The 16,424-nt window shown below is 44.1% G+C and carries 29 protein-coding genes; 11 read left to right on the forward strand and 18 right to left on the reverse strand.

The genetic code is table 11. The features are described 5' to 3' along the window. Positions 1 to 138: 138 nt before the first annotated feature. On the reverse strand, positions 139 to 1,098 hold the full coding sequence (locus A7Z06_RS13915) for a YbgA family protein (protein WP_000592547.1): 960 nt from the start codon (positions 1,096 to 1,098) through the stop codon (positions 139 to 141). Between the two features lie 192 nt (positions 1,099 to 1,290). Between A7Z06_RS13915 and A7Z06_RS13920 the strand changes: the two genes are divergently transcribed. Continuing rightward, on the forward strand, positions 1,291 to 1,815 hold the full coding sequence (locus A7Z06_RS13920) for a lipocalin family protein (RefSeq protein ID WP_000780582.1): 525 nt from the start codon (positions 1,291 to 1,293) through the stop codon (positions 1,813 to 1,815). A gap of 155 nt (positions 1,816 to 1,970) precedes the next feature. On the opposite strand, the gene A7Z06_RS13925 is transcribed toward A7Z06_RS13920, so the two are convergent. From A7Z06_RS13925 to A7Z06_RS14000, 17 genes are all read right to left on the reverse strand, one after another. After that, entirely contained in the window at positions 1,971 to 2,348 is a 378-nt protein-coding gene (locus A7Z06_RS13925) for an antiterminator Q family protein (protein WP_105279466.1), read from the reverse strand. Positions 2,349 to 2,433: 85 nt separating this feature from the next. Continuing rightward, positions 2,434 to 2,574, reverse strand: coding sequence for a YlcG family protein (locus A7Z06_RS13930; RefSeq protein WP_000971070.1), 141 nt, complete (start codon positions 2,572 to 2,574; stop codon positions 2,434 to 2,436). Then, on the reverse strand, positions 2,571 to 2,933 hold the full coding sequence (gene rusA, locus A7Z06_RS13935) for a crossover junction endodeoxyribonuclease RusA (RefSeq protein ID WP_001099521.1): 363 nt from the start codon (positions 2,931 to 2,933) through the stop codon (positions 2,571 to 2,573). The genes A7Z06_RS13930 and rusA overlap by 4 nt, the downstream gene beginning before the upstream one ends. Further along, the gene (locus A7Z06_RS13940; RefSeq protein ID WP_000774488.1) at positions 2,930 to 3,220 is read right to left on the reverse strand and encodes a DUF1364 domain-containing protein; all 291 of its coding nucleotides are present in this window, start codon (positions 3,218 to 3,220) and stop codon (positions 2,930 to 2,932) included. The genes rusA and A7Z06_RS13940 overlap by 4 nt, the downstream gene beginning before the upstream one ends. Further along, positions 3,213 to 3,383, reverse strand: a complete 171-nt coding sequence (locus A7Z06_RS13945) for a NinE family protein (protein WP_000224916.1) — start codon at positions 3,381 to 3,383, stop codon at positions 3,213 to 3,215. The genes A7Z06_RS13940 and A7Z06_RS13945 overlap by 8 nt, the downstream gene beginning before the upstream one ends. Next, a complete protein-coding gene (ybcN, locus tag A7Z06_RS13950; protein WP_001054339.1) occupies positions 3,383 to 3,838 on the reverse strand; it encodes a DNA base-flipping protein YbcN in 456 nt (151 codons plus the stop codon). The genes A7Z06_RS13945 and ybcN overlap by 1 nt, the downstream gene beginning before the upstream one ends. Next, positions 3,835 to 3,936, reverse strand: coding sequence for a hypothetical protein (locus A7Z06_RS13955; protein ID WP_001303586.1), 102 nt, complete (start codon positions 3,934 to 3,936; stop codon positions 3,835 to 3,837). Before A7Z06_RS13955 ends, ybcN begins: the two co-directional genes overlap by 4 nt. 116 nt (positions 3,937 to 4,052) lie before the next feature. Continuing rightward, entirely contained in the window at positions 4,053 to 4,850 is a 798-nt protein-coding gene (locus A7Z06_RS13960; RefSeq protein WP_000881075.1) for a helix-turn-helix transcriptional regulator, read from the reverse strand. A 9-nt stretch (positions 4,851 to 4,859) separates the two neighbouring features. Beyond that, positions 4,860 to 5,411 (reverse strand): Raf kinase inhibitor-like protein YbcL, encoded by a 552-nt coding sequence (gene ybcL, locus A7Z06_RS13965; RefSeq protein ID WP_001445652.1) that lies wholly within the window; start codon positions 5,409 to 5,411, stop codon positions 4,860 to 4,862. A gap of 464 nt (positions 5,412 to 5,875) precedes the next feature. Beyond that, positions 5,876 to 7,402 carry a recombinase family protein gene (locus tag A7Z06_RS13970; protein ID WP_000709082.1) on the reverse strand — a complete coding sequence of 509 codons (1,527 nt, stop codon included), beginning with the start codon at positions 7,400 to 7,402 and terminating at the stop codon, positions 5,876 to 5,878. A gap of 57 nt (positions 7,403 to 7,459) precedes the next feature. Next, a complete protein-coding gene (gene ylcJ, locus A7Z06_RS21690; protein ID WP_001299444.1) occupies positions 7,460 to 7,609 on the reverse strand; it encodes a protein YlcJ in 150 nt (49 codons plus the stop codon). Positions 7,610 to 7,656: 47 nt separating this feature from the next. Continuing rightward, positions 7,657 to 7,989 carry a multidrug efflux SMR transporter EmrE gene (gene emrE, locus A7Z06_RS13975; RefSeq protein WP_001070451.1) on the reverse strand — a complete coding sequence of 111 codons (333 nt, stop codon included), beginning with the start codon at positions 7,987 to 7,989 and terminating at the stop codon, positions 7,657 to 7,659. A 67-nt stretch (positions 7,990 to 8,056) separates the two neighbouring features. Further along, complete coding sequence (locus tag A7Z06_RS13980) at positions 8,057 to 8,359, reverse strand: protein ren (RefSeq protein WP_000145915.1); 303 nt, start codon at positions 8,357 to 8,359, stop codon at positions 8,057 to 8,059. After that, entirely contained in the window at positions 8,356 to 9,057 is a 702-nt protein-coding gene (locus A7Z06_RS13985; RefSeq protein WP_000788823.1) for a replication protein P, read from the reverse strand. The genes A7Z06_RS13980 and A7Z06_RS13985 overlap by 4 nt, the downstream gene beginning before the upstream one ends. After that, on the reverse strand, positions 9,054 to 10,073 hold the full coding sequence (locus A7Z06_RS13990; RefSeq protein WP_000147863.1) for a replication protein: 1,020 nt from the start codon (positions 10,071 to 10,073) through the stop codon (positions 9,054 to 9,056). The genes A7Z06_RS13985 and A7Z06_RS13990 overlap by 4 nt, the downstream gene beginning before the upstream one ends. Further along, positions 10,070 to 10,609, reverse strand: coding sequence for a toxin YdaT domain-containing protein (locus A7Z06_RS13995; RefSeq protein WP_001182878.1), 540 nt, complete (start codon positions 10,607 to 10,609; stop codon positions 10,070 to 10,072). Before A7Z06_RS13995 ends, A7Z06_RS13990 begins: the two co-directional genes overlap by 4 nt. Positions 10,610 to 10,639: 30 nt before the next feature. Further along, entirely contained in the window at positions 10,640 to 10,867 is a 228-nt protein-coding gene (locus tag A7Z06_RS14000; protein ID WP_000184665.1) for a helix-turn-helix domain-containing protein, read from the reverse strand. Between the two features lie 110 nt (positions 10,868 to 10,977). Here A7Z06_RS14000 and A7Z06_RS14005 point away from each other — a divergent pair, with 110 nt between their 5' ends. The 10 genes from A7Z06_RS14005 to A7Z06_RS14055 all read left to right on the forward strand — a co-directional run bounded on the left by A7Z06_RS14005 (position 10,978) and on the right by A7Z06_RS14055 (position 16,329). Then, positions 10,978 to 11,670 (forward strand): XRE family transcriptional regulator, encoded by a 693-nt coding sequence (locus tag A7Z06_RS14005; RefSeq protein ID WP_000712396.1) that lies wholly within the window; start codon positions 10,978 to 10,980, stop codon positions 11,668 to 11,670. Positions 11,671 to 11,750: 80 nt separating this feature from the next. After that, positions 11,751 to 12,812 (forward strand): N-acetyltransferase, encoded by a 1,062-nt coding sequence (locus tag A7Z06_RS14010; RefSeq protein ID WP_105279467.1) that lies wholly within the window; start codon positions 11,751 to 11,753, stop codon positions 12,810 to 12,812. After that, positions 12,790 to 13,167 carry an ASCH domain-containing protein gene (locus tag A7Z06_RS14015; RefSeq protein WP_000866321.1) on the forward strand — a complete coding sequence of 126 codons (378 nt, stop codon included), beginning with the start codon at positions 12,790 to 12,792 and terminating at the stop codon, positions 13,165 to 13,167. Before A7Z06_RS14010 ends, A7Z06_RS14015 begins: the two co-directional genes overlap by 23 nt. A 480-nt stretch (positions 13,168 to 13,647) precedes the next feature. Next, the gene (locus tag A7Z06_RS14020; protein ID WP_000233577.1) at positions 13,648 to 13,854 is read left to right on the forward strand and encodes a phage encoded cell division inhibitor protein; all 207 of its coding nucleotides are present in this window, start codon (positions 13,648 to 13,650) and stop codon (positions 13,852 to 13,854) included. 75 nt (positions 13,855 to 13,929) lie between these two features. After that, the gene (locus A7Z06_RS14030; protein WP_000995455.1) at positions 13,930 to 14,226 is read left to right on the forward strand and encodes a host-nuclease inhibitor Gam family protein; all 297 of its coding nucleotides are present in this window, start codon (positions 13,930 to 13,932) and stop codon (positions 14,224 to 14,226) included. A gap of 5 nt (positions 14,227 to 14,231) precedes the next feature. Beyond that, positions 14,232 to 15,017, forward strand: coding sequence for a phage recombination protein Bet (gene bet, locus A7Z06_RS14035; RefSeq protein ID WP_016261926.1), 786 nt, complete (start codon positions 14,232 to 14,234; stop codon positions 15,015 to 15,017). After that, complete coding sequence (locus tag A7Z06_RS14040; RefSeq protein WP_016261925.1) at positions 15,014 to 15,694, forward strand: lambda exonuclease family protein; 681 nt, start codon at positions 15,014 to 15,016, stop codon at positions 15,692 to 15,694. The genes bet and A7Z06_RS14040 overlap by 4 nt, the downstream gene beginning before the upstream one ends. Next, complete coding sequence (locus A7Z06_RS14045) at positions 15,691 to 15,873, forward strand: DUF1317 domain-containing protein (RefSeq protein WP_105279468.1); 183 nt, start codon at positions 15,691 to 15,693, stop codon at positions 15,871 to 15,873. Before A7Z06_RS14040 ends, A7Z06_RS14045 begins: the two co-directional genes overlap by 4 nt. After that, the gene (locus tag A7Z06_RS14050; RefSeq protein WP_097481797.1) at positions 15,846 to 16,037 is read left to right on the forward strand and encodes a DUF1382 family protein; all 192 of its coding nucleotides are present in this window, start codon (positions 15,846 to 15,848) and stop codon (positions 16,035 to 16,037) included. Before A7Z06_RS14045 ends, A7Z06_RS14050 begins: the two co-directional genes overlap by 28 nt. Positions 16,038 to 16,113: 76 nt before the next feature. Next, positions 16,114 to 16,329 carry a hypothetical protein gene (locus A7Z06_RS14055; protein WP_000188870.1) on the forward strand — a complete coding sequence of 72 codons (216 nt, stop codon included), beginning with the start codon at positions 16,114 to 16,116 and terminating at the stop codon, positions 16,327 to 16,329. The last annotated feature ends 95 nt before the right edge of the window (positions 16,330 to 16,424 follow it).

Raw genomic sequence — 16,424 nt, forward strand, 5'->3', positions numbered from 1 at the left:
TAAGTTGCATCTCAATGGTTTCTTCAGCGTAAACAGAGTTTTTATACAAACTGACACTCTGGGTATCATAGTGTAGTTTTTACGATTGTAAATATCCTGTATGCAGGAACTCATCCTTTTGGATGATATCGCATACAATTAATTTACCATCAGTCTTAGAGCCAGTTCGTCCGGATAGGGATCGAAGTAATTCTGTGTAAGCAAGTAATCATTAGGATACTCACCCAGATAATGCTTCAGCAGAGTCAACGGCGCAAGAAGAGGTAATGTGCCAGAACGATAGTTAAGTATAACCTCGCTCAACTCTTTACGCTGGCGTGTACTTAAGTAGTTACTAAAATACCCCTGTATATGCATCAGCACATTCGTGTGATTTTTACGTGATGCAGGTTTTCTGAGAATCGCCATCAGCTTATCACGATACACCTCAAAGTATGATTCAAGATCCGCCCACTCGTGTATTGCAGCCACAAATGGTCCCATATCTTTATAGCCTGTCTGACTATGCGCCAACAACTGAAGCTTATAACGACTATGAAAAGCCAATAACTCTCTTCTTGATAATTTCTCCTTGTAAAGGTGATTGAGCTCATGCAAAGCAAAAACTCTTTCAACAAAATTCTCACGAAGCACTGGATCATGTAATCGCCCATCCTCTTCAACCGGTAGCCAGGAAAACTTTTCCATCAAAGTGCTCGTAAATAGTCCCACTCCATCTTTACGACCTCGATTACCATTTTCATCATAGACACGCACGCGCTCCATGCCACAGCTGGGAGATTTAGCACAAACCACAAACCCCGATACATCCTTTAATTTGTCCATATAAGAACGACTAAACTCTGTCATTCTCTCTGTCACATCCTCATTCTGGTCGTGGCTGAAACACATCCGTATATTTCCTTGCGTCGAGCGCACAAGACGTAGAGCAGGACGCGGAACTGGCAGCCCTATAGCCATTTCCGGACATACTGGTCTGAATGTTACCCATTCCACTAATTTGTCCATTAAAAAGTCAGCTCTTTTGTGACCACCATCAAAACGAACAGCAGAACCGGCCAAACAACCGCTGATTCCAATCACAGGTTTTTTTATCATATCCTCCCCCTTGACTAATTCATTAACACATAAACTGTGTAGTGCACGGAATAAATTGCCTTTCTGGCGTCATCACTGACAATTTTTCTGTTATGGACTATTCCTAATATAGTATGAAAGTTCTTTAAGTGATCGGTCGTAATCATCTATCTTTCATACTTACTCTCAACTATCAAAAGTACAGGATTTATTATGAAGTTATGGCCTGTGTTGACTGGCATTGCGCTCTCTTTCACTCTTATAGCATGTAAGGCCCCGACACCACCTAAAGGTGTGCAGCCGATTACAAATTTTGACGCCAACCGCTACCTCGGAAAATGGTATGAAATAGCTCGCCTCGAGAACCGGTTCGAACGTGGTCTGGAACAGGTCAGCGCTACTTATGGAAAACGGAACGACGGAGGGATTCGTGTACTTAACCGTGGATACGATCCAACGAAAAATAAATGGAGCGAGAGCGAAGGTAAAGCATACTTTACTGGAGATACTAAAACTGCAGCGTTGAAGGTTTCGTTTTTTGGCCCCTTCTATGGTGGCTATAATGTAATCAAACTGGATGATGAGTATAAGTATGCTCTTGTCAGTGGTCCGAACAGAGAATACCTATGGATTCTGGCAAGGACCTCAACTATTCCAGATAAAGTAAAAGCAGACTATGTGCGAACCGCTCAAAAGTTGGGATTCAATGTCAATGAATTATTATGGGTTAAACAATAAAATCCCTACCCGAAATGATACTTATTAGAAAAAAACCAGCCTTTGGGGAGGCTGGCTAAATCAGGAAACAAGCTGTTATATGATAATAACTACGTTGCGATTCCAACATTTAAAATGTTAGACTAATGACAATCAGACAGCAACTTTTCCTTTAATTATTTCGAACAATCAGCATCCATCTCCAATCGGAGATCCAACACCATCAGCATACCCTCCACTACGCCCTCAGCTTTCTGGAGCATCCTGCCAACCCAACAATCAGATCGCCCATGCTTACGTGCAAGCGCCATAAAAGTCATGCCGCCGACATAATAGCCCACCAATAAATCATGCAAATCGCTGTTGTTCTTTTTCAGACGGGCCATGCACCCGCAAATGATCATCGCGTCATCGTCACAACATTGTGGGCGAGATTTTACTTTTGAAGGAATTAATCCCTTAAAACCGGCGGCAATGGACGACCAGGTCACATCTTCATGATTATTAGCCGCCCACGCTCCCCAACGCTCAAGAACCATCTGAATATCACGCATCAACTTACTCCACAAAAATCAGACCAGAACGCCAATTACAAGCAAAAATCAACAAAACAGTATTAGTTGATTGTTATCTCTGACTTCATACTCCTGCTCCTGTCAGGGTTTTGGCGTAATTCTTCAGTATTCGGTAATCGGTCAAAACAGAACCGGGGAAACGATATAAGCGCAGACGCCCCCAGCGGTGGCGAAGAAGTTCTGCCATATAAAACTCAAACATCATTCATTCCCCATTTCGGTGATGGTCAGTTCCAGCCTCCCACCTTTGGTAACAGGCATCTTCACAACGCGGTAATCAACGACCTGAGCATCATCCAGCCAGAAACCTGCTTTGGTGAGTGCGTCAAAAGCGGCTTTTTGCAGATTATCCAGGTCACGGCGACGGCGATCCGGCATGTGGCACTCAATACGGATTTTCACTGGCATAGCCAGGCCGATATCCAGCATTGCGTTTTTAATGATTCGGGTGACGTTATCGCGGTATGCCTGCCCTTCTGCGCTGATGTGTGTGCGCCCGCGATTATGGCGGTAGTAGCGGTTATTGCTCGGCGGCCAGGGTAGTGTGATGTGGTAAGTATTCACGCCTTAATTACCCCCTCTTTCAGCCAGATAACCTGCGTTCTCGCCATACCTTCCAGCGCGCATTCTTTTGCATATGCAGCATCGACAAAATGTGTGCGGCGGTCGATTTCGTCGTGGCAGGCAGAACATGCAATGGTGGCAATCAGGTCTGGCGGTTTGATACCGGTACCGCACAATCCAGCCAGCCGGATATGTGCCAGTACAGACGTTTCAGAATTGCCATTACATACGCCAGGGATTCTTACCTGGCATTCCCGACCACGCGCTGCTTTTCTCAAATCAGCCATGATTCCTCCTTGCTGCCAGTCGCAACCATTTTTTATCAACCAGGCTAGCGGTATATCCGAGCAGTGTTGGTATTTCGGATGGCTTCAGCTCAGGCTTACGCTTACGACGATTTGATACTCTGTAGATGTGTCCGTTCATGACACGAATAAGCGGTGTAGCCATTACGCCTCCTGCTTGTCGCGGAGCTGCTGGAACTCGCAGCTCTGCGGAATAGTCAGGTGGCAGCCAATATTCACCGCCCAGGCTTCAACCTTACACAGGAAGACATACATCTCTCCGGTATCAAGATCGGAGGTATGGCGTAACGACTGGATAGTGGTGATATCACCGGTTACGACATCAACCAGGTCTTTGGTTTCATAACCGAGATATGTGTGTTTGAGAGCATCTTTTACCCAAGCTGGAGTGGCGAACGTTTTACCCCTGCTGATGAGGTGTTCACTGATTTCGCTGTACCACATGTGGCTGAGTGCATTCTGGGAAAGACTGCGTTTCTCACGCCACGGTTTAAGCACCATGCGAAAGCATTTGCCCTCCTCCAGATAAGGCTGGATCTGCCGACCGATAGCGGTGAAGTTGCCGCGATGTAATTTGATGCCGTCTTGTGAGAGGTTCACGCTTCACCTCCGCAGAGGTCAAACGCTAGATGCAAAGAATTGCAGGTGCATTTCTGCATCTGTGAAGGGAGAAGAGAGTTTGGATTGTATGTGCGCATAAACGTCCCCGTTTAGCGCAGAAGTCACCGGAGTTGTTCAGGCTCCGGTGACATAATTATGCCGTGTTGATTTCCCAAAATCAAAATCGATAGAATTGCTCCTTCTTAAAACACTTTTACTCTCTGGAAGCTTTTCTTATCTCTCTTGGTGTTATATTAAAACGATTATGAAATCTTTCAGTAAAACGAGAAGGACACTTATAACCATTTTCTCTGGCAATCTCGCTTATAGGTTTTACCGTCGTTTGTATAGCAGACAACGCATTATTTAACCTCACATCGTCCAGTATACTTTGGAAACTTACCCCCTCGCTTGCTAGACGGCGATGTAATGTAGAAACAGAAATGTAGAGATATCGAGCAACCTTGTTTGCTGTCCATTTTGTGCCGGGTTCGGATAGCAGCAGGTTATAACAACGACTTATCAATGATTGTTTACTATATGATAAAAGTAAATGATTAACATGATTCACTCCTAACGAAAGTAGAACGCCCATTGCTAAGTGCTCCTGAATTTTAGTTGAGAAGCCTCGGGAAACAGATGTTTTTAGTTGCTCCCAACAATATATTAACTCAGGATTCTGAGGTAAAAAGAAACTTGTTTTGTTACGTATTTGATCAGTTACCGTATAAAGTTTTTGGAAACTCTCAATTAAATCAATGGGTAAGTAAAGCATTTCTGCAAGATAAAGCCCTGCTTCAGGATAATTCTCAATATAAAATTCATAACCACAAGGAAATAATATTATTTGATTATTATCAACAGTTAAAGTATGCGTCTCCCAATTGATAACTTTCTTTCCCTGACGGATACGACACAAAGCTGGCATAAGAGGCTTAACCCTATGAATCTCATGATGTTTATGCATCCGTATTTCTTCGATCTTTAAGTTAGTCTTACCTCTTGCCAGCATACTCTCACCCTACTTTATCTCATAAACTGGTGTTATCTCAGCGGTTGCGATTTTATTAGCATTAAGCATATAACCAACTAACGCTCCGCTGGAGTTAGAATCTACAGGAATCTTTTCAGTTTTTAGAGCCCATACTTTAAACTGGTAATGATGTGGTTTATCTCCTTTAGGAGGACATGCGCCACCAAACCCAGCATAGCCAAAATCATTTCGGCCTTGAACAGCACCAGTCGGCAGTTTTGTTCCATCACGTCTCCCTGCATCAACGGGCAAATATGTTATTGTTGCTGGAATATTAACAACAGTCCAATGCCACCAACCACTGCCTGTAGGTGCATCTGGATCATATACAGTTACGGCAAAGCTTTTGGTACCTTCAGGAACACCAGACCAGGTTAATGAGGGCGATGTATTACCACCTTCACACCCAAATCCAGAAAAGACATGAGACGTTGTAAGTTGCTCTCCTGTTTTTATTTCATTACTAGTGACCTGAAATGCTGCAGCCTGCGCAGAAAATGTTATGAATGCCAATACAGTTGAAACGATAAGTGTTTTCATAAAAACCTCTTTGTTATGACCTATCGTTATTTTATTTGATATTCCTTTATCTCATTATGCATAAAGGCGCAATGTTTATGCAAAAGCAATCACAATTGTACCCCCAACCCAATTATTTGCCACAATATACACAAAGCACATTGATACTATCTAAAAACTCTGCTTTATTATTAGTAATACCTACGAAAGTCGGTGTTATTTTTTAACCTACCATTCAAAATACGTGACATACACCATTTTGCTCATAATAATTTGTCACGTATTTTCAGTATTTGAATCTGCGACCAAGAGTTCTCACCTAACAAATGATTAAGATTGTATAGCTCATTTACTACCCCAATACAGCCGTACAAAACTCGCTTGTGGGAGCAAACAAAGTAATTACCCATTAAGTTTCGTCAAAGATAATTAATTCTGTCTTGCACTTTATCACCATAGCATAACTTAAAATCCGAGATCATTATTTAGAAATAAATCTCACCATCAACCATATATTTGAGAGCACTTATCGCCTGCTGGGCGGATATTACTTTCATTAAAGGATAGTGTTTAAAAACAATGCCATTCATAAAATAGATATCACAGGTTTTATTATCCGTATTAATTATGATTTTTTCGAATGTTTTATAGGCAAGTGTACGGCATAACTCTCGTCCATTTTTACTGGTTAAGTCAATAGCATAAAAATCACTGAATGAATTTACACCTTTACTCTTCAAAGTTTTCAATGATACCGAAGCCCTTCGTAATTCCTTATCTAATAGTCTTATTTTCTCTGCTATAGCGGTAACTTCAGGCGCGACAGACAATGCAACGATTAAATTATTAATTTTCATCTGAAGCTCAATAATTTTTAACTCTAAAGTTTCATTAGCATCTTTCTTGTTTTCAACTGGTTGAATTTTGCTACAATTAAAAAGCAATTCATTAATGATATTATAATCAACCAAATCTCTTTTTATTGATGGCCTGTCACATCGATGTAATCTTCTCATCGGACAAACATAATAGCCATGCAAACTTCCAGATACCGCATGAACAATCATGGTATTACCACAAGCCTCACACTTCATAACTGTTCGAAGTAGATTTATTAGCATAGGATTCTTGCTACTATTGCTAATACCAAAAGGTGCCAACCGAATTTCCTGTACAGCGTAAAACAAATCATCTGATATGACTCTGGGATAATAGCCAGCGATTTCACTTATCCCTTTCCCTCTTGCACGATATGAAGGTACGCATATACCTATCAGAGCTTTATTCGCTAATAATTTTTCAATTACAGAAGGTCCCCATGCACTTTCTTTTCCTGAGAAATTCTTTACAGCATGATCATTTAAATACTTGGCTATTGCATTCAATGAGCGCCTTTCCATCCTGAGTTTAAAAATTAGCTCAATAGTTTTCACCCTGTCGGGGTCTGGAACAAAAGCCGTTCTTTTGTCATCTAAGGAGAGCCATCTCGGACAAGACGCCGTCATAATCGTACCTGATTCCAGTGCATCCTGCCGTTTTTTCTTCCATGATAATTTAACCCGACTTGACTTTATCTCGCTTTCTTCATTTGCCCTTTGTGCTATAAGTATGGCTTTTATTAATGAATATGGCTCATTCAAAGAGTCAATATTATAGACTGTATTGTCGCAAAGAGTTATAACATCAATACCGTGATTCAAAATCAATTTCAGACGTTCAATCGCTTCACCGACTTTTTCTCTTGAAAGTCTGTCCAGACTTTCAACTAACAATGTAGTTCCTGGCAATATATAACCATGCTCTATAGCATCTAAAAATTCCGAAAAAGCTCCTGATTGTGCATGCTTTCCTTTGAATGCACTTAATCCTAAATCTTCATATGTTATGGTATCAAGATAATAATCACTATTTACCTTTAACCATTCAGCAATAAGTCTTCTCTGTCGGTTTAATGAGTCACCAGACATCTGACCTGGTGATGAAAATCGCATATATGCTATGGCTTTTTTCATGGTGACACCTGCTAACGTATGCTTTTATAAACCTTAGTGGTGGGATATAATTTTTGTTTAATTTTTATTTAAAAAGACAATTAAGGTCACATTATCTTGAATATACAACAATAATCGTATTGCAATTTTCTTACGCCATAATCTTGAAAGCACAAAAGAATACATAAAAAATAAAGACATTAACAAAAAGCATAAAACGAGGCTCATATAAATATAAGAGCCTCCATATTTTAGTCGTTTAGAAACAAATTATTTTAATGTGGTGTGCTTCGTGACAATAAATTAATAACCAACACACCGGCACAAATCAACATCATGCCTATAATGGCTGGCAGGTCCAGCCGTTGGCCGAAAAGTCCCCATGACAGTAAGCTAATCAGGACAATACCGACTCCTGACCAGATAGCATAAGCAATCCCTGTAGGAATATAAGCCAGCGTCTGAGCTAATAACCAGAATGATGCACAATAACAAATAATTGTACCAACAGATGGCCATAACCGTGTAAAACCTTCTGAAAACTTCATTAAGGTTGTACCAATGACCTCTGCAAGTATTGCACCACCAAGATAAATATAAGGGTTCATAGCATATTCTTTCCTGTTCAAACTGGAGAGAATTGTACTACAGTTTGAACTCAACTCACCTGTTTCATCATTGTGTACCCATTGATGTTCTTTTATATACCCTCAATACCCGTTTCATCGCGGCACTCTGGCGACACTCCTTAAAAATCAGATTCGTGCTCACCTTTCCTTCCCGTTCTTCTCTGGTAGCGAACCGGTAATACACCGTTCGCCAGACCTTACCATCAACGACCAGGATTCCTGCCCGCGCCATTTTAGCCGCAGCCTGATTTATGCTGGTTACGGTTGCGCCTGTTACCGCGGCAACGTCCTGTGCACAGAAGCTCTTATGCGTCCCCAGGTAATGAATAATTGCCTCTTTGCCCGTCATACACTTGCTCCTTTCAGCCCAAACTTAGCTTTGATTTCTGCGATCTTCGCCAGAGCCTGTGCACGATTTAGAGGTCTACCGCCCATGACAGGAAGTTGTTTTACTGGTTCAGGTATCGCCTCATCACGGTTAATTCGCGCTGTCATACAGGCCAGTTCATCGGCAGCCTTGCGCCGTAATTCCGCATCAGTCAGCGCATTGGCCCGCATGTTCTGATACAGGTTGGTAACCAGCCAGTAGTGCGCGTTTGATTTCCACGGATAAGACTCTGCATCCGGATACAGGCCACGTTTCCGGCAATACTCGTAAACCATATCAACCAGCTCGCTGGCGTTTGGCAGCCCGGCGGTAACGGATGCTTCTTCCCGGCACCAGGCAACAAACTGCCCGGGTGATGGCAGGAATGGTCGATTCTGCCGACGGGCTACGCGCATTCCTGCGTTAACCTGTTCCATCGTGGTGATCCCGTTTTCCCGGAAAGCCAGAACCCACTGGCGGCGGATTTCGTTCAGTTCGTTCTGGTCCCGGTTAGCCAGGCTCGCCGGGAAAGTTGCCAGTAACTGGCTGAACACACCGTTGATGATCTGCGCTACCTGCTGTACCTGCGGCTTTTCGTCGTACTTTTCCGGCATGTTGTTGGCGATCCGACGCATCTGCTCACGGTCAAAGTTAACCATCTGTGCGGCGATGTTTTTCATAGATCCACCCCGTAAATCCAGTCTGTGTTTGTCAGGTCGAGTTTTGGTTTGCTGGCTATCACGCCTGCCTGTTGCTTGTTACGGTTAATTTCGAGTTGGGTCCACTTGTCGCGGAGTTTGGCCGGACTTAGCACGTTACCGGACCAGAAGTTGTCCTGGCATGCCCAGCGGAACAGCACGCACATGTCGCGGTGGTTACGTCCGTCACGTTCACGCATCAGGCGGATATCGTTAGCCCACCCAGCAAAATTCGGTTTTCTGGCTGATGGTGCGATAGTCTTCACCATGTCAAACATCCACTCTGCGGCGGTCAGGTCTTCTGCTGTCCCCCACTTGCTGCCGCTCTGAATTGCAGCATCCGGTTTCACCACAGGAAGATCGTTTTCTGGCTGGTCAGAGGATTCGCCAGAATTCTCGGACGAAAAAGGTTTTATATTGTCTTTTGTTAGTTTGTCTTTTGTGTTTACCTGATTCGGGTAAACGCCTTTACCTGATTTGGGTAAACTTTTCTTACCTGATTCAGGTAAATTTACCTCTTTCAGGTAAACTTTATTTTTCTTACCTGATTCGGGTAATGTTGACCATTCACTGACCACATTATTAATGCCGATATTCCGCCCGCTCTGAATAAGAATCCCACGCTTTACCAGAACGCTTTTTGCAGCAGAACACTTGTGCGGCAATATCCCGGTCAATTCGGAAAGTTGCTCGTTGCTCACCCAATCCAGTTTTTTATTAAAGCCATATGTTTTGCGCATGACAGCCAGGAAGACCAGAAGCTGGTGCTGTGTTAATCCGGCCAGCATCACAGCTTCCAGCAACTCATTTGCAATGCGCGTATAACCATCATCGAGATCTGCCACGCGCGGCTCCTTTTGTGCCGCATCCGGCACTGGAAAATTGAATATCTCAGCAGTGTTTGCCATAATTCCTCCCGCAATGAGTGCGTTACGATTTGCACCTGAAAGTCGGTTCTGTTCCAGCAGACCGGCTTTCGCCATTTCTGAACCAGTCATATTGCCCCCAGCATGGTGGTGACCATCGCCATCAATGGACCAGCCAGATCCGGGTCCACACGAAACATCGACACAATGCCTTCACTCATCTCCTTCAGTTTCTGGTGGCGTGGCGCGTTGAGAATGACAGCCTGTTTTGCTTCACTGAGTTCCTTTTCCATTTCAGCCAGCCGAGCCATGAAGCTATCCTGCTCAACCAGGTGGCCGCGATAGTCCAGCGGTAGTACCGCCAGAATTGCCGGGGTCAGTTCACGCACGTTATTTCGGTATTTTTCAGAATCGAATTTGTTATCGAGGAAGCGGAACAGCTTCTGGCGTGCACGGCTGACATCATCAGGGAAATCGATGGTGCCGCCGCCCTGCTCCCGATACTCATTCACAATGAGTGCGGCAACAACATCCTGATTATCTGCAGCCGACCAGGCGCGGACGGCATCACGGATTTTTTCGTGGCCTGGAGCTTGTTTTGTTTGAGAACGATTTATCACCGCAGTCGGGCTAAATCCGCTAGTCTGTTGGTATGTAAGTGGTTGCATAGTCATTGCCTTATCAGTTAACGCCGCAGATTAGGCGGCAGAATTACTCGCGTTAAACAATGGTGCGAGGTCGGGACGAATATCTGCTGGTTTAATCTTTCCACCAGTGGCTGAGACAATTTTCATTACATAGCGGGCATCAATTCCGCCACCGTGTAGCCAACGCCAAACAGTGGGCTGGGCTACACCGCATAGATCTGCCAGTCGTTTTTGACTACCTGTAATACTGATTGCGAGTTGAATGGTTTGATTTGTCATTGTTAATTCCTATTGGTATTACAATGAATAAATAATAGCAATGCGTATTAATCACAACAATAGCAAAACGTGTTTTGACCATCAATACGCAAGCGTATAAATTAAAACTTATGAAAAAAGAAACTCTTGCTGATCGCTTAAACCTAGCGATGGAACAATCTGGAATGTCTCAAGGCGCTCTTGCAAAGGCGTCTGGCGTAGCTCAACCCACAATCTGGAGACTGACAAGCGGCAACGCGCGCGGCTCAACAAAAATTGTTGAAATAGCTAATGCATTGGGTGTTCGAACAGAGTGGCTCTCATCAGGCATAGGCCCGATGAGAAATGACGGTCAACAATTAGGGAAGCCTACTGCCAACCATCCCAAATACTTCAAGATTGACGTTCTTGATATAGAAGTGAGTGCCGGGCCGGGAGTCATCAACCGTGAGTTTGTAGAAGTTCTACGCTCGGTTGAGTACTCGTTTGACGATGCTCGTCACATGTTCGATGGTAGGAAGGCAGAAAATATCCGCATCATTAACGTACGCGGTGACAGCATGTCAGGAACGATTGAACCTGGTGATCTTCTATTCGTTGATATCACGGTTAAATCTTTCGACGGTGATGGTATCTATGCGTTTCTGTACGACGACACAGCCCATGTAAAGCGCCTGCAAATGATGAAGGATAAGCTGCTGGTTATCTCTGATAACAAAAGCTACTCACCGTGGGACCCGATCGAGAAAGATGAGATGAACCGGGTATTTATCTTCGGGAAAGTTATTGGGAGCATGCCGCAGACGTATAGGAAGCATGGATAGTACCAATTAAAAATTATCAACCGGGCATTGTGCTCATTCAGTAAAACAACTTAATTATTCATTTTAGAATGGAGAACTTAATGGATACTTTAAAATATGAGAAATTCTCTGATTTTGATCACAATGACCCATTTTTTGACTCTTTAAAAAAAGATTATAAAGAGTTTCCTCTTTGGTTAGAAAAAAAAGCCAGAGAAGGAGAATCAGCTTATGTGCTCTATGATGACAAGCATAAAATCGAAGGTTTTATGTATCTAAAAGAAAATGATGATGCAAATGACATTAATCCAGCGCTCCCACCAGGACGTCATCTAAAGATAGGAACACTCAAATTTGAATCTAAAGGCACCCTTCGCGGACAACGATTTCTAAAAAAAGCGTTTGACCATGCATTTTCATCAAAATCTGATGATATTTATGTTACTGTTTTCGACAAACACGTCCATCTAATAAAACTTTTCCAAACGTACGGATTTTACATTCATGGTGAAAAAGAAACACATAACGGGAAAGAGTTTGTATATGCGAGGTCTTTGCATGAGCCTTATGGTGATATTTTATTAGATTACCCTCGAATAATGACATCAAGGGCCAACAAATATTTACTGGCGATTTATCCCGAATATCACACTAGACTATTCCCTGATTCAAAACTTGTAAATGAATCACCAGATATTGTCAAAGATATATCCCATGCTAACAGCATTCATAAAATTTACATATGTGGAATGCGTTCTGTGATGGGAATGAAAAGAGGAGATATCATTGTCATCTATAGAACCGGAGACAAAAAAGGGCCAGCTCGCTATCGTTCTGTAGCCAGTACATTATGTGTAGTTGAGAGCGTAAAAAATATTTCTGAATTTTTAAGCGAAGATAGTTTTGTAGACTATTGTATTCGTTTTAGCGTATTTTCTGAAGATGAACTCAGAAAAATCTATAAAGAACGTCGATACCCTTTCATTATAAGATTCACATACAATCTGTCTTTGCCAAAGAGACCCAATCGTGCTATTTTAATAGATCATGTGGGGCTAAATGGTTCGCGTGCATTCCGATGGAGTCACTTTAAACTCACAAATGAGCAGTTCTTAAAGATCATCGAGTTAGGCAAGATAAATGAAAGTTTTATTATCCATTAAGCCTGAGTTTGCAGAAAAAATATTGAACGGAACAAAGCGGTTCGAGTTTCGTAAAGGTATATTCAAAAATCCGCAAATTAGCACCGTTGTTATTTATGCCACGATGCCATTAGGTAAAGTTGTTGGTCAATTCCGTATTGAATCAATACTAAGTGACGAACCGGAATCTCTTTGGAAAAAGACGGAAAAACACGCAGGTATTTCTAAGCAATTTTATGACTCATATTATTCAGGTAGAGAAAAGGCCTACGCAATAAAAATTGGTGAAGTGGAAAGATATAAAGAACCAATTCCTATCTCTGCTCTAGGTAGTAATATTAAGCCACCACAATCATATCTTTACCTACCTGCGTAAGAATCCCGGCCACCGTGCCGGGTTTTCTTTTGTCCCCTCATCACACAAACCGTTCGAAAAACCACCACATCCTCCCTTCAGTTATCGCTATGCGATGCAAGTCACAAAATTAATTCTTTTTGCTATCAAACAGTTAATATCAAAACACATCAATCAATAGCAATAAGTATTGATACAGCCAATAGCAATAGCTATTATCACCATATCGCAACAACACAACGATACGGCAATCACCTGATTCACCGTTGCGATGACCGCTTAGATCCGCAGCTTGAATTTCAGCAGGCTCCGGGGAGTGCGAGGGGTGAAGCGGACGCGTGAACGTCGGTGTGACCAGCTGAAATCAACCCAACTCAACACCTCATACCTCAGTCGCTTCAACGAGGCGGCTTAGTTATGACAACCGGCGGCCATCCACCGCCTGAATACGCGCAGAAGTCTCTATATGTTCAGCAGCCCAGCTTACGGGCAGGAGTTTTTATGGTTCATCAACATTACGGAACGCAGACCGTTAATCGAGGTGCGGTCATGCCAGGAATGCTGGTCAAACACAAAGATGGTACCTGGACTGCATCAGCTAATTTACGCGGACGGCTATATCTGCATCGCGGCATCGAGCGCACTTATACCCGTGATTTGCTCGTGGAAGTTTTTCTCGACGGACGCGGTAACGGCCTGAATCGCTAATCCCCTTTCCTGTTTTCCTAATCAGCCTGGCATTTCGCGGGCGATATTTTCACAGCCATTTTCAGGAGTTCAGCCATGAACGCTTATTACATTCAGGATCGTCTTGAGGCTCAGAGCTGGGCGCGTTACTACCAGCAGATCGCCCGTGAAGAGAAAGAGGCAGAACTGGCAGACGACATGGAAAAAGGCCTGCCCCAGCACCTGTTTGAATCGCTATGCATCGATCATTTGCAACGCCACGGGGCCAGCAAAAAAGCCATTACCCGTGCGTTTGATGACGATGTTGAGTTTCAGGAGCGCATGGCAGAACACATCCGGTACATGGTTGAAACCATTGCTCACCACCAGGTTGATATTGATTCAGAGGTATAAAACGGATGAGTACAGCACTCGCAACGCTGGCAGGGAAGCTGGCTGAACGTGTCGGCATGGATTCTGTCGACCCACAGGAACTGATCACCACTCTTCGCCAGACGGCATTTAAAGGTGATGCCAGCGATGCGCAGTTCATCGCATTGCTGATCGTCGCCAACCAGTACGGCCTTAATCCGTGGACGAAAGAAATTTACGCCTTCCCTGATAAGCAGAACGGCATTGTTCCGGTGGTGGGCGTTGATGGCTGGTCCCGCATCATCAATGAAAACCAGCAGTTTGATGGCATGGACTTTGAGCAGGACAATGAATCCTGTACATGCCGGATTTACCGCAAGGACCGTAATCATCCGATCTGCGTTACCGAATGGATGGATGAATGCCGCCGCGAACCATTCAAAACCCGCGAAGGCAGAGAAATCACGGGGCCGTGGCAGTCGCATCCCAAACGGATGTTACGGCATAAAGCCATGATTCAGTGTGCCCGTCTGGCCTTCGGATTTGCTGGTATCTATGACAAGGATGAAGCCGAGCGCATTGTCGAAAATACTGCATACACTGCAGAACGTCAGCCGGAACGCGACATCACTCCGGTTAACGATGAAACCATGCAGGAGATTAACACTATGCTGATTGCCCTGGACAAAACATGGGATGACGACTTATTGCCGCTCTGTTCCCAGATATTTCGCCGCGACATTCGCGCATCGTCAGAACTGACACAGGCCGAAGCAGTGAAAGCTCTTGGATTCCTGAAACAGAAAGCCACTGAGCAGAAGGTGGCAGCATGACACCGGACATTATCCTGCAGCGTACCGGGATCGACGTGAGAGCTGTCGAACAGGGGGATGATGCATGGCACAAATTACGGCTCGGCGTCATCACCGCTTCAGAAGTTCACAACGTGATAGCAAAGCCCCGCTCAGGAAAGAAGTGGCCTGACATGAAAATGTCCTACTTCCACACCCTGCTGGCTGAGGTTTGCACCGGTGTGGCTCAGGAAGTTAATGCTAAGGCGCTGGCCTGGGGAAAACAGTACGAGAACGACGCCAGAACCCTGTTTGAATTCACTTCCGGCGTGAATGTTACTGAATCCCCGATCATCTATCGCGACGAAAGTATGCGCACCGCCTGCTCTCCCGATGGTTTATGCAGTGACGGCAACGGCCTTGAACTGAAATGCCCGTTTACCTCCCGGGATTTCATGAAGTTCCGGCTCGGTGGTTTCGAGGCCATAAAATCGGCTTACATGGCCCAGGTGCAGTACAGCATGTGGGTGACGCGAAAAGATGCCTGGTACTTTGCCAACTATGACCCGCGTATGAAGCGTGAAGGCCTGCATTATGTCGTGATTGAGCGGAATGAAAAGTACATGGCGAATTTTGACGAGATGGTGCCGGAGTTCATCGAAAAAATGGACGTGGCACTGGCTGAAATTGGTTTTGTATTTGGGGAGCAATGGCGATGAAGCATCCTCACGATAATATCCGGGTAGGCGCGATCACTTTCATCTACTCCGTTACAAAGCGAGGCTGGGTATTTCCCGGCCTTTCTGTTATCCAAAATCCACTGAAAGCCCAGCGCCTGGCTGAGGAGATAAATAATAAACGAGGGGCTGTATGCACAAAGCATCTCCTGTTGAGTTAAGAACGAGCATTGAGATGGCACATAGCCTTGCTCAAATTGGAATCAGGTTTGTGCCAATACCAGCAGAAACAGACGAAGAATTTCATACGTTAGCCACATCCCTTTCACAAAAGCTGGAAATGATGGTGGCGAAAGCAGAAGCAGATGAGAGAGACCAGGTATGACAACCACTGAATGCATTTTTCTGGCAGCGGGCTTCATATTCTGTGTGCTTATGCTTGCCGACATGGGACTTGTTCAATGACACCTCAGCAGGAAAACGCCCTTCGCAGCATTGCCCGTCAGGCTAATTCTGAAATCAAAAAAGCCAGACAGCAGTTTCCGGATAAAAACGTCGATGACATTTGCCGTAGCGTACTTAAGAAGCACCGCGAAACGGTAACGCTGATGGGATTCACACCGACTCATTTAAGCCTGGCGATCGGCATGTTAAACGGCGTCTTTAAGGAACGGTGAACATGAAAAGCAAAATCATCAGGGAGCTACAGGCTCCTTTTTTATTGTTCGCATTCATCCTCAAGCGTATTAACCAACAATTCAGGGATTAATGA

The organism is Escherichia sp. MOD1-EC6819, from assembly GCF_002965765.1.
Lineage (GTDB): Bacteria > Pseudomonadota > Gammaproteobacteria > Enterobacterales > Enterobacteriaceae > Escherichia > Escherichia ruysiae.

Excerpts from the sequence above, each read along its gene's own strand:
- A7Z06_RS13915 (WP_000592547.1), bottom strand. The coding sequence starts at position 1,098 with ATGATAAAAAAACCTGTGATTGGAATCAGCGGTTGTTTGGCCGGTTCT.
- A7Z06_RS13920 (WP_000780582.1), top strand. The coding sequence starts at position 1,291 with ATGAAGTTATGGCCTGTGTTGACTGGCATTGCGCTCTCTTTCACTCTT.
- A7Z06_RS13925 (WP_105279466.1), bottom strand. The coding sequence starts at position 2,348 with ATGCGTGATATTCAGATGGTTCTTGAGCGTTGGGGAGCGTGGGCGGCT.
- A7Z06_RS13930 (WP_000971070.1), bottom strand. The coding sequence starts at position 2,574 with ATGATGTTTGAGTTTTATATGGCAGAACTTCTTCGCCACCGCTGGGGG.
- A7Z06_RS13940 (WP_000774488.1), bottom strand. The coding sequence starts at position 3,220 with ATGGCTGATTTGAGAAAAGCAGCGCGTGGTCGGGAATGCCAGGTAAGA.
- A7Z06_RS13945 (WP_000224916.1), bottom strand. The coding sequence starts at position 3,383 with ATGGCTACACCGCTTATTCGTGTCATGAACGGACACATCTACAGAGTA.
- A7Z06_RS13955 (WP_001303586.1), bottom strand. The coding sequence starts at position 3,936 with ATGCGCACATACAATCCAAACTCTCTTCTCCCTTCACAGATGCAGAAA.
- A7Z06_RS13960 (WP_000881075.1), bottom strand. The coding sequence starts at position 4,850 with ATGCTGGCAAGAGGTAAGACTAACTTAAAGATCGAAGAAATACGGATG.
- ybcL (WP_001445652.1), bottom strand. The coding sequence starts at position 5,411 with ATGAAAACACTTATCGTTTCAACTGTATTGGCATTCATAACATTTTCT.
- A7Z06_RS13970 (WP_000709082.1), bottom strand. The coding sequence starts at position 7,402 with ATGAAAAAAGCCATAGCATATATGCGATTTTCATCACCAGGTCAGATG.
- ylcJ (WP_001299444.1), bottom strand. The coding sequence starts at position 7,609 with ATGAGCCTCGTTTTATGCTTTTTGTTAATGTCTTTATTTTTTATGTAT.
- emrE (WP_001070451.1), bottom strand. The coding sequence starts at position 7,989 with ATGAACCCTTATATTTATCTTGGTGGTGCAATACTTGCAGAGGTCATT.
- A7Z06_RS13980 (WP_000145915.1), bottom strand. The coding sequence starts at position 8,359 with ATGACGGGCAAAGAGGCAATTATTCATTACCTGGGGACGCATAAGAGC.
- A7Z06_RS13985 (WP_000788823.1), bottom strand. The coding sequence starts at position 9,057 with ATGAAAAACATCGCCGCACAGATGGTTAACTTTGACCGTGAGCAGATG.
- A7Z06_RS13990 (WP_000147863.1), bottom strand. The coding sequence starts at position 10,073 with ATGACTGGTTCAGAAATGGCGAAAGCCGGTCTGCTGGAACAGAACCGA.
- A7Z06_RS13995 (WP_001182878.1), bottom strand. The coding sequence starts at position 10,609 with ATGCAACCACTTACATACCAACAGACTAGCGGATTTAGCCCGACTGCG.
- A7Z06_RS14000 (WP_000184665.1), bottom strand. The coding sequence starts at position 10,867 with ATGACAAATCAAACCATTCAACTCGCAATCAGTATTACAGGTAGTCAA.
- A7Z06_RS14005 (WP_000712396.1), top strand. The coding sequence starts at position 10,978 with ATGAAAAAAGAAACTCTTGCTGATCGCTTAAACCTAGCGATGGAACAA.
- A7Z06_RS14010 (WP_105279467.1), top strand. The coding sequence starts at position 11,751 with ATGGATACTTTAAAATATGAGAAATTCTCTGATTTTGATCACAATGAC.
- A7Z06_RS14015 (WP_000866321.1), top strand. The coding sequence starts at position 12,790 with ATGAAAGTTTTATTATCCATTAAGCCTGAGTTTGCAGAAAAAATATTG.
- A7Z06_RS14020 (WP_000233577.1), top strand. The coding sequence starts at position 13,648 with ATGGTTCATCAACATTACGGAACGCAGACCGTTAATCGAGGTGCGGTC.
- A7Z06_RS14030 (WP_000995455.1), top strand. The coding sequence starts at position 13,930 with ATGAACGCTTATTACATTCAGGATCGTCTTGAGGCTCAGAGCTGGGCG.
- bet (WP_016261926.1), top strand. The coding sequence starts at position 14,232 with ATGAGTACAGCACTCGCAACGCTGGCAGGGAAGCTGGCTGAACGTGTC.
- A7Z06_RS14040 (WP_016261925.1), top strand. The coding sequence starts at position 15,014 with ATGACACCGGACATTATCCTGCAGCGTACCGGGATCGACGTGAGAGCT.
- A7Z06_RS14045 (WP_105279468.1), top strand. The coding sequence starts at position 15,691 with ATGAAGCATCCTCACGATAATATCCGGGTAGGCGCGATCACTTTCATC.
- A7Z06_RS14050 (WP_097481797.1), top strand. The coding sequence starts at position 15,846 with ATGCACAAAGCATCTCCTGTTGAGTTAAGAACGAGCATTGAGATGGCA.
- A7Z06_RS14055 (WP_000188870.1), top strand. The coding sequence starts at position 16,114 with ATGACACCTCAGCAGGAAAACGCCCTTCGCAGCATTGCCCGTCAGGCT.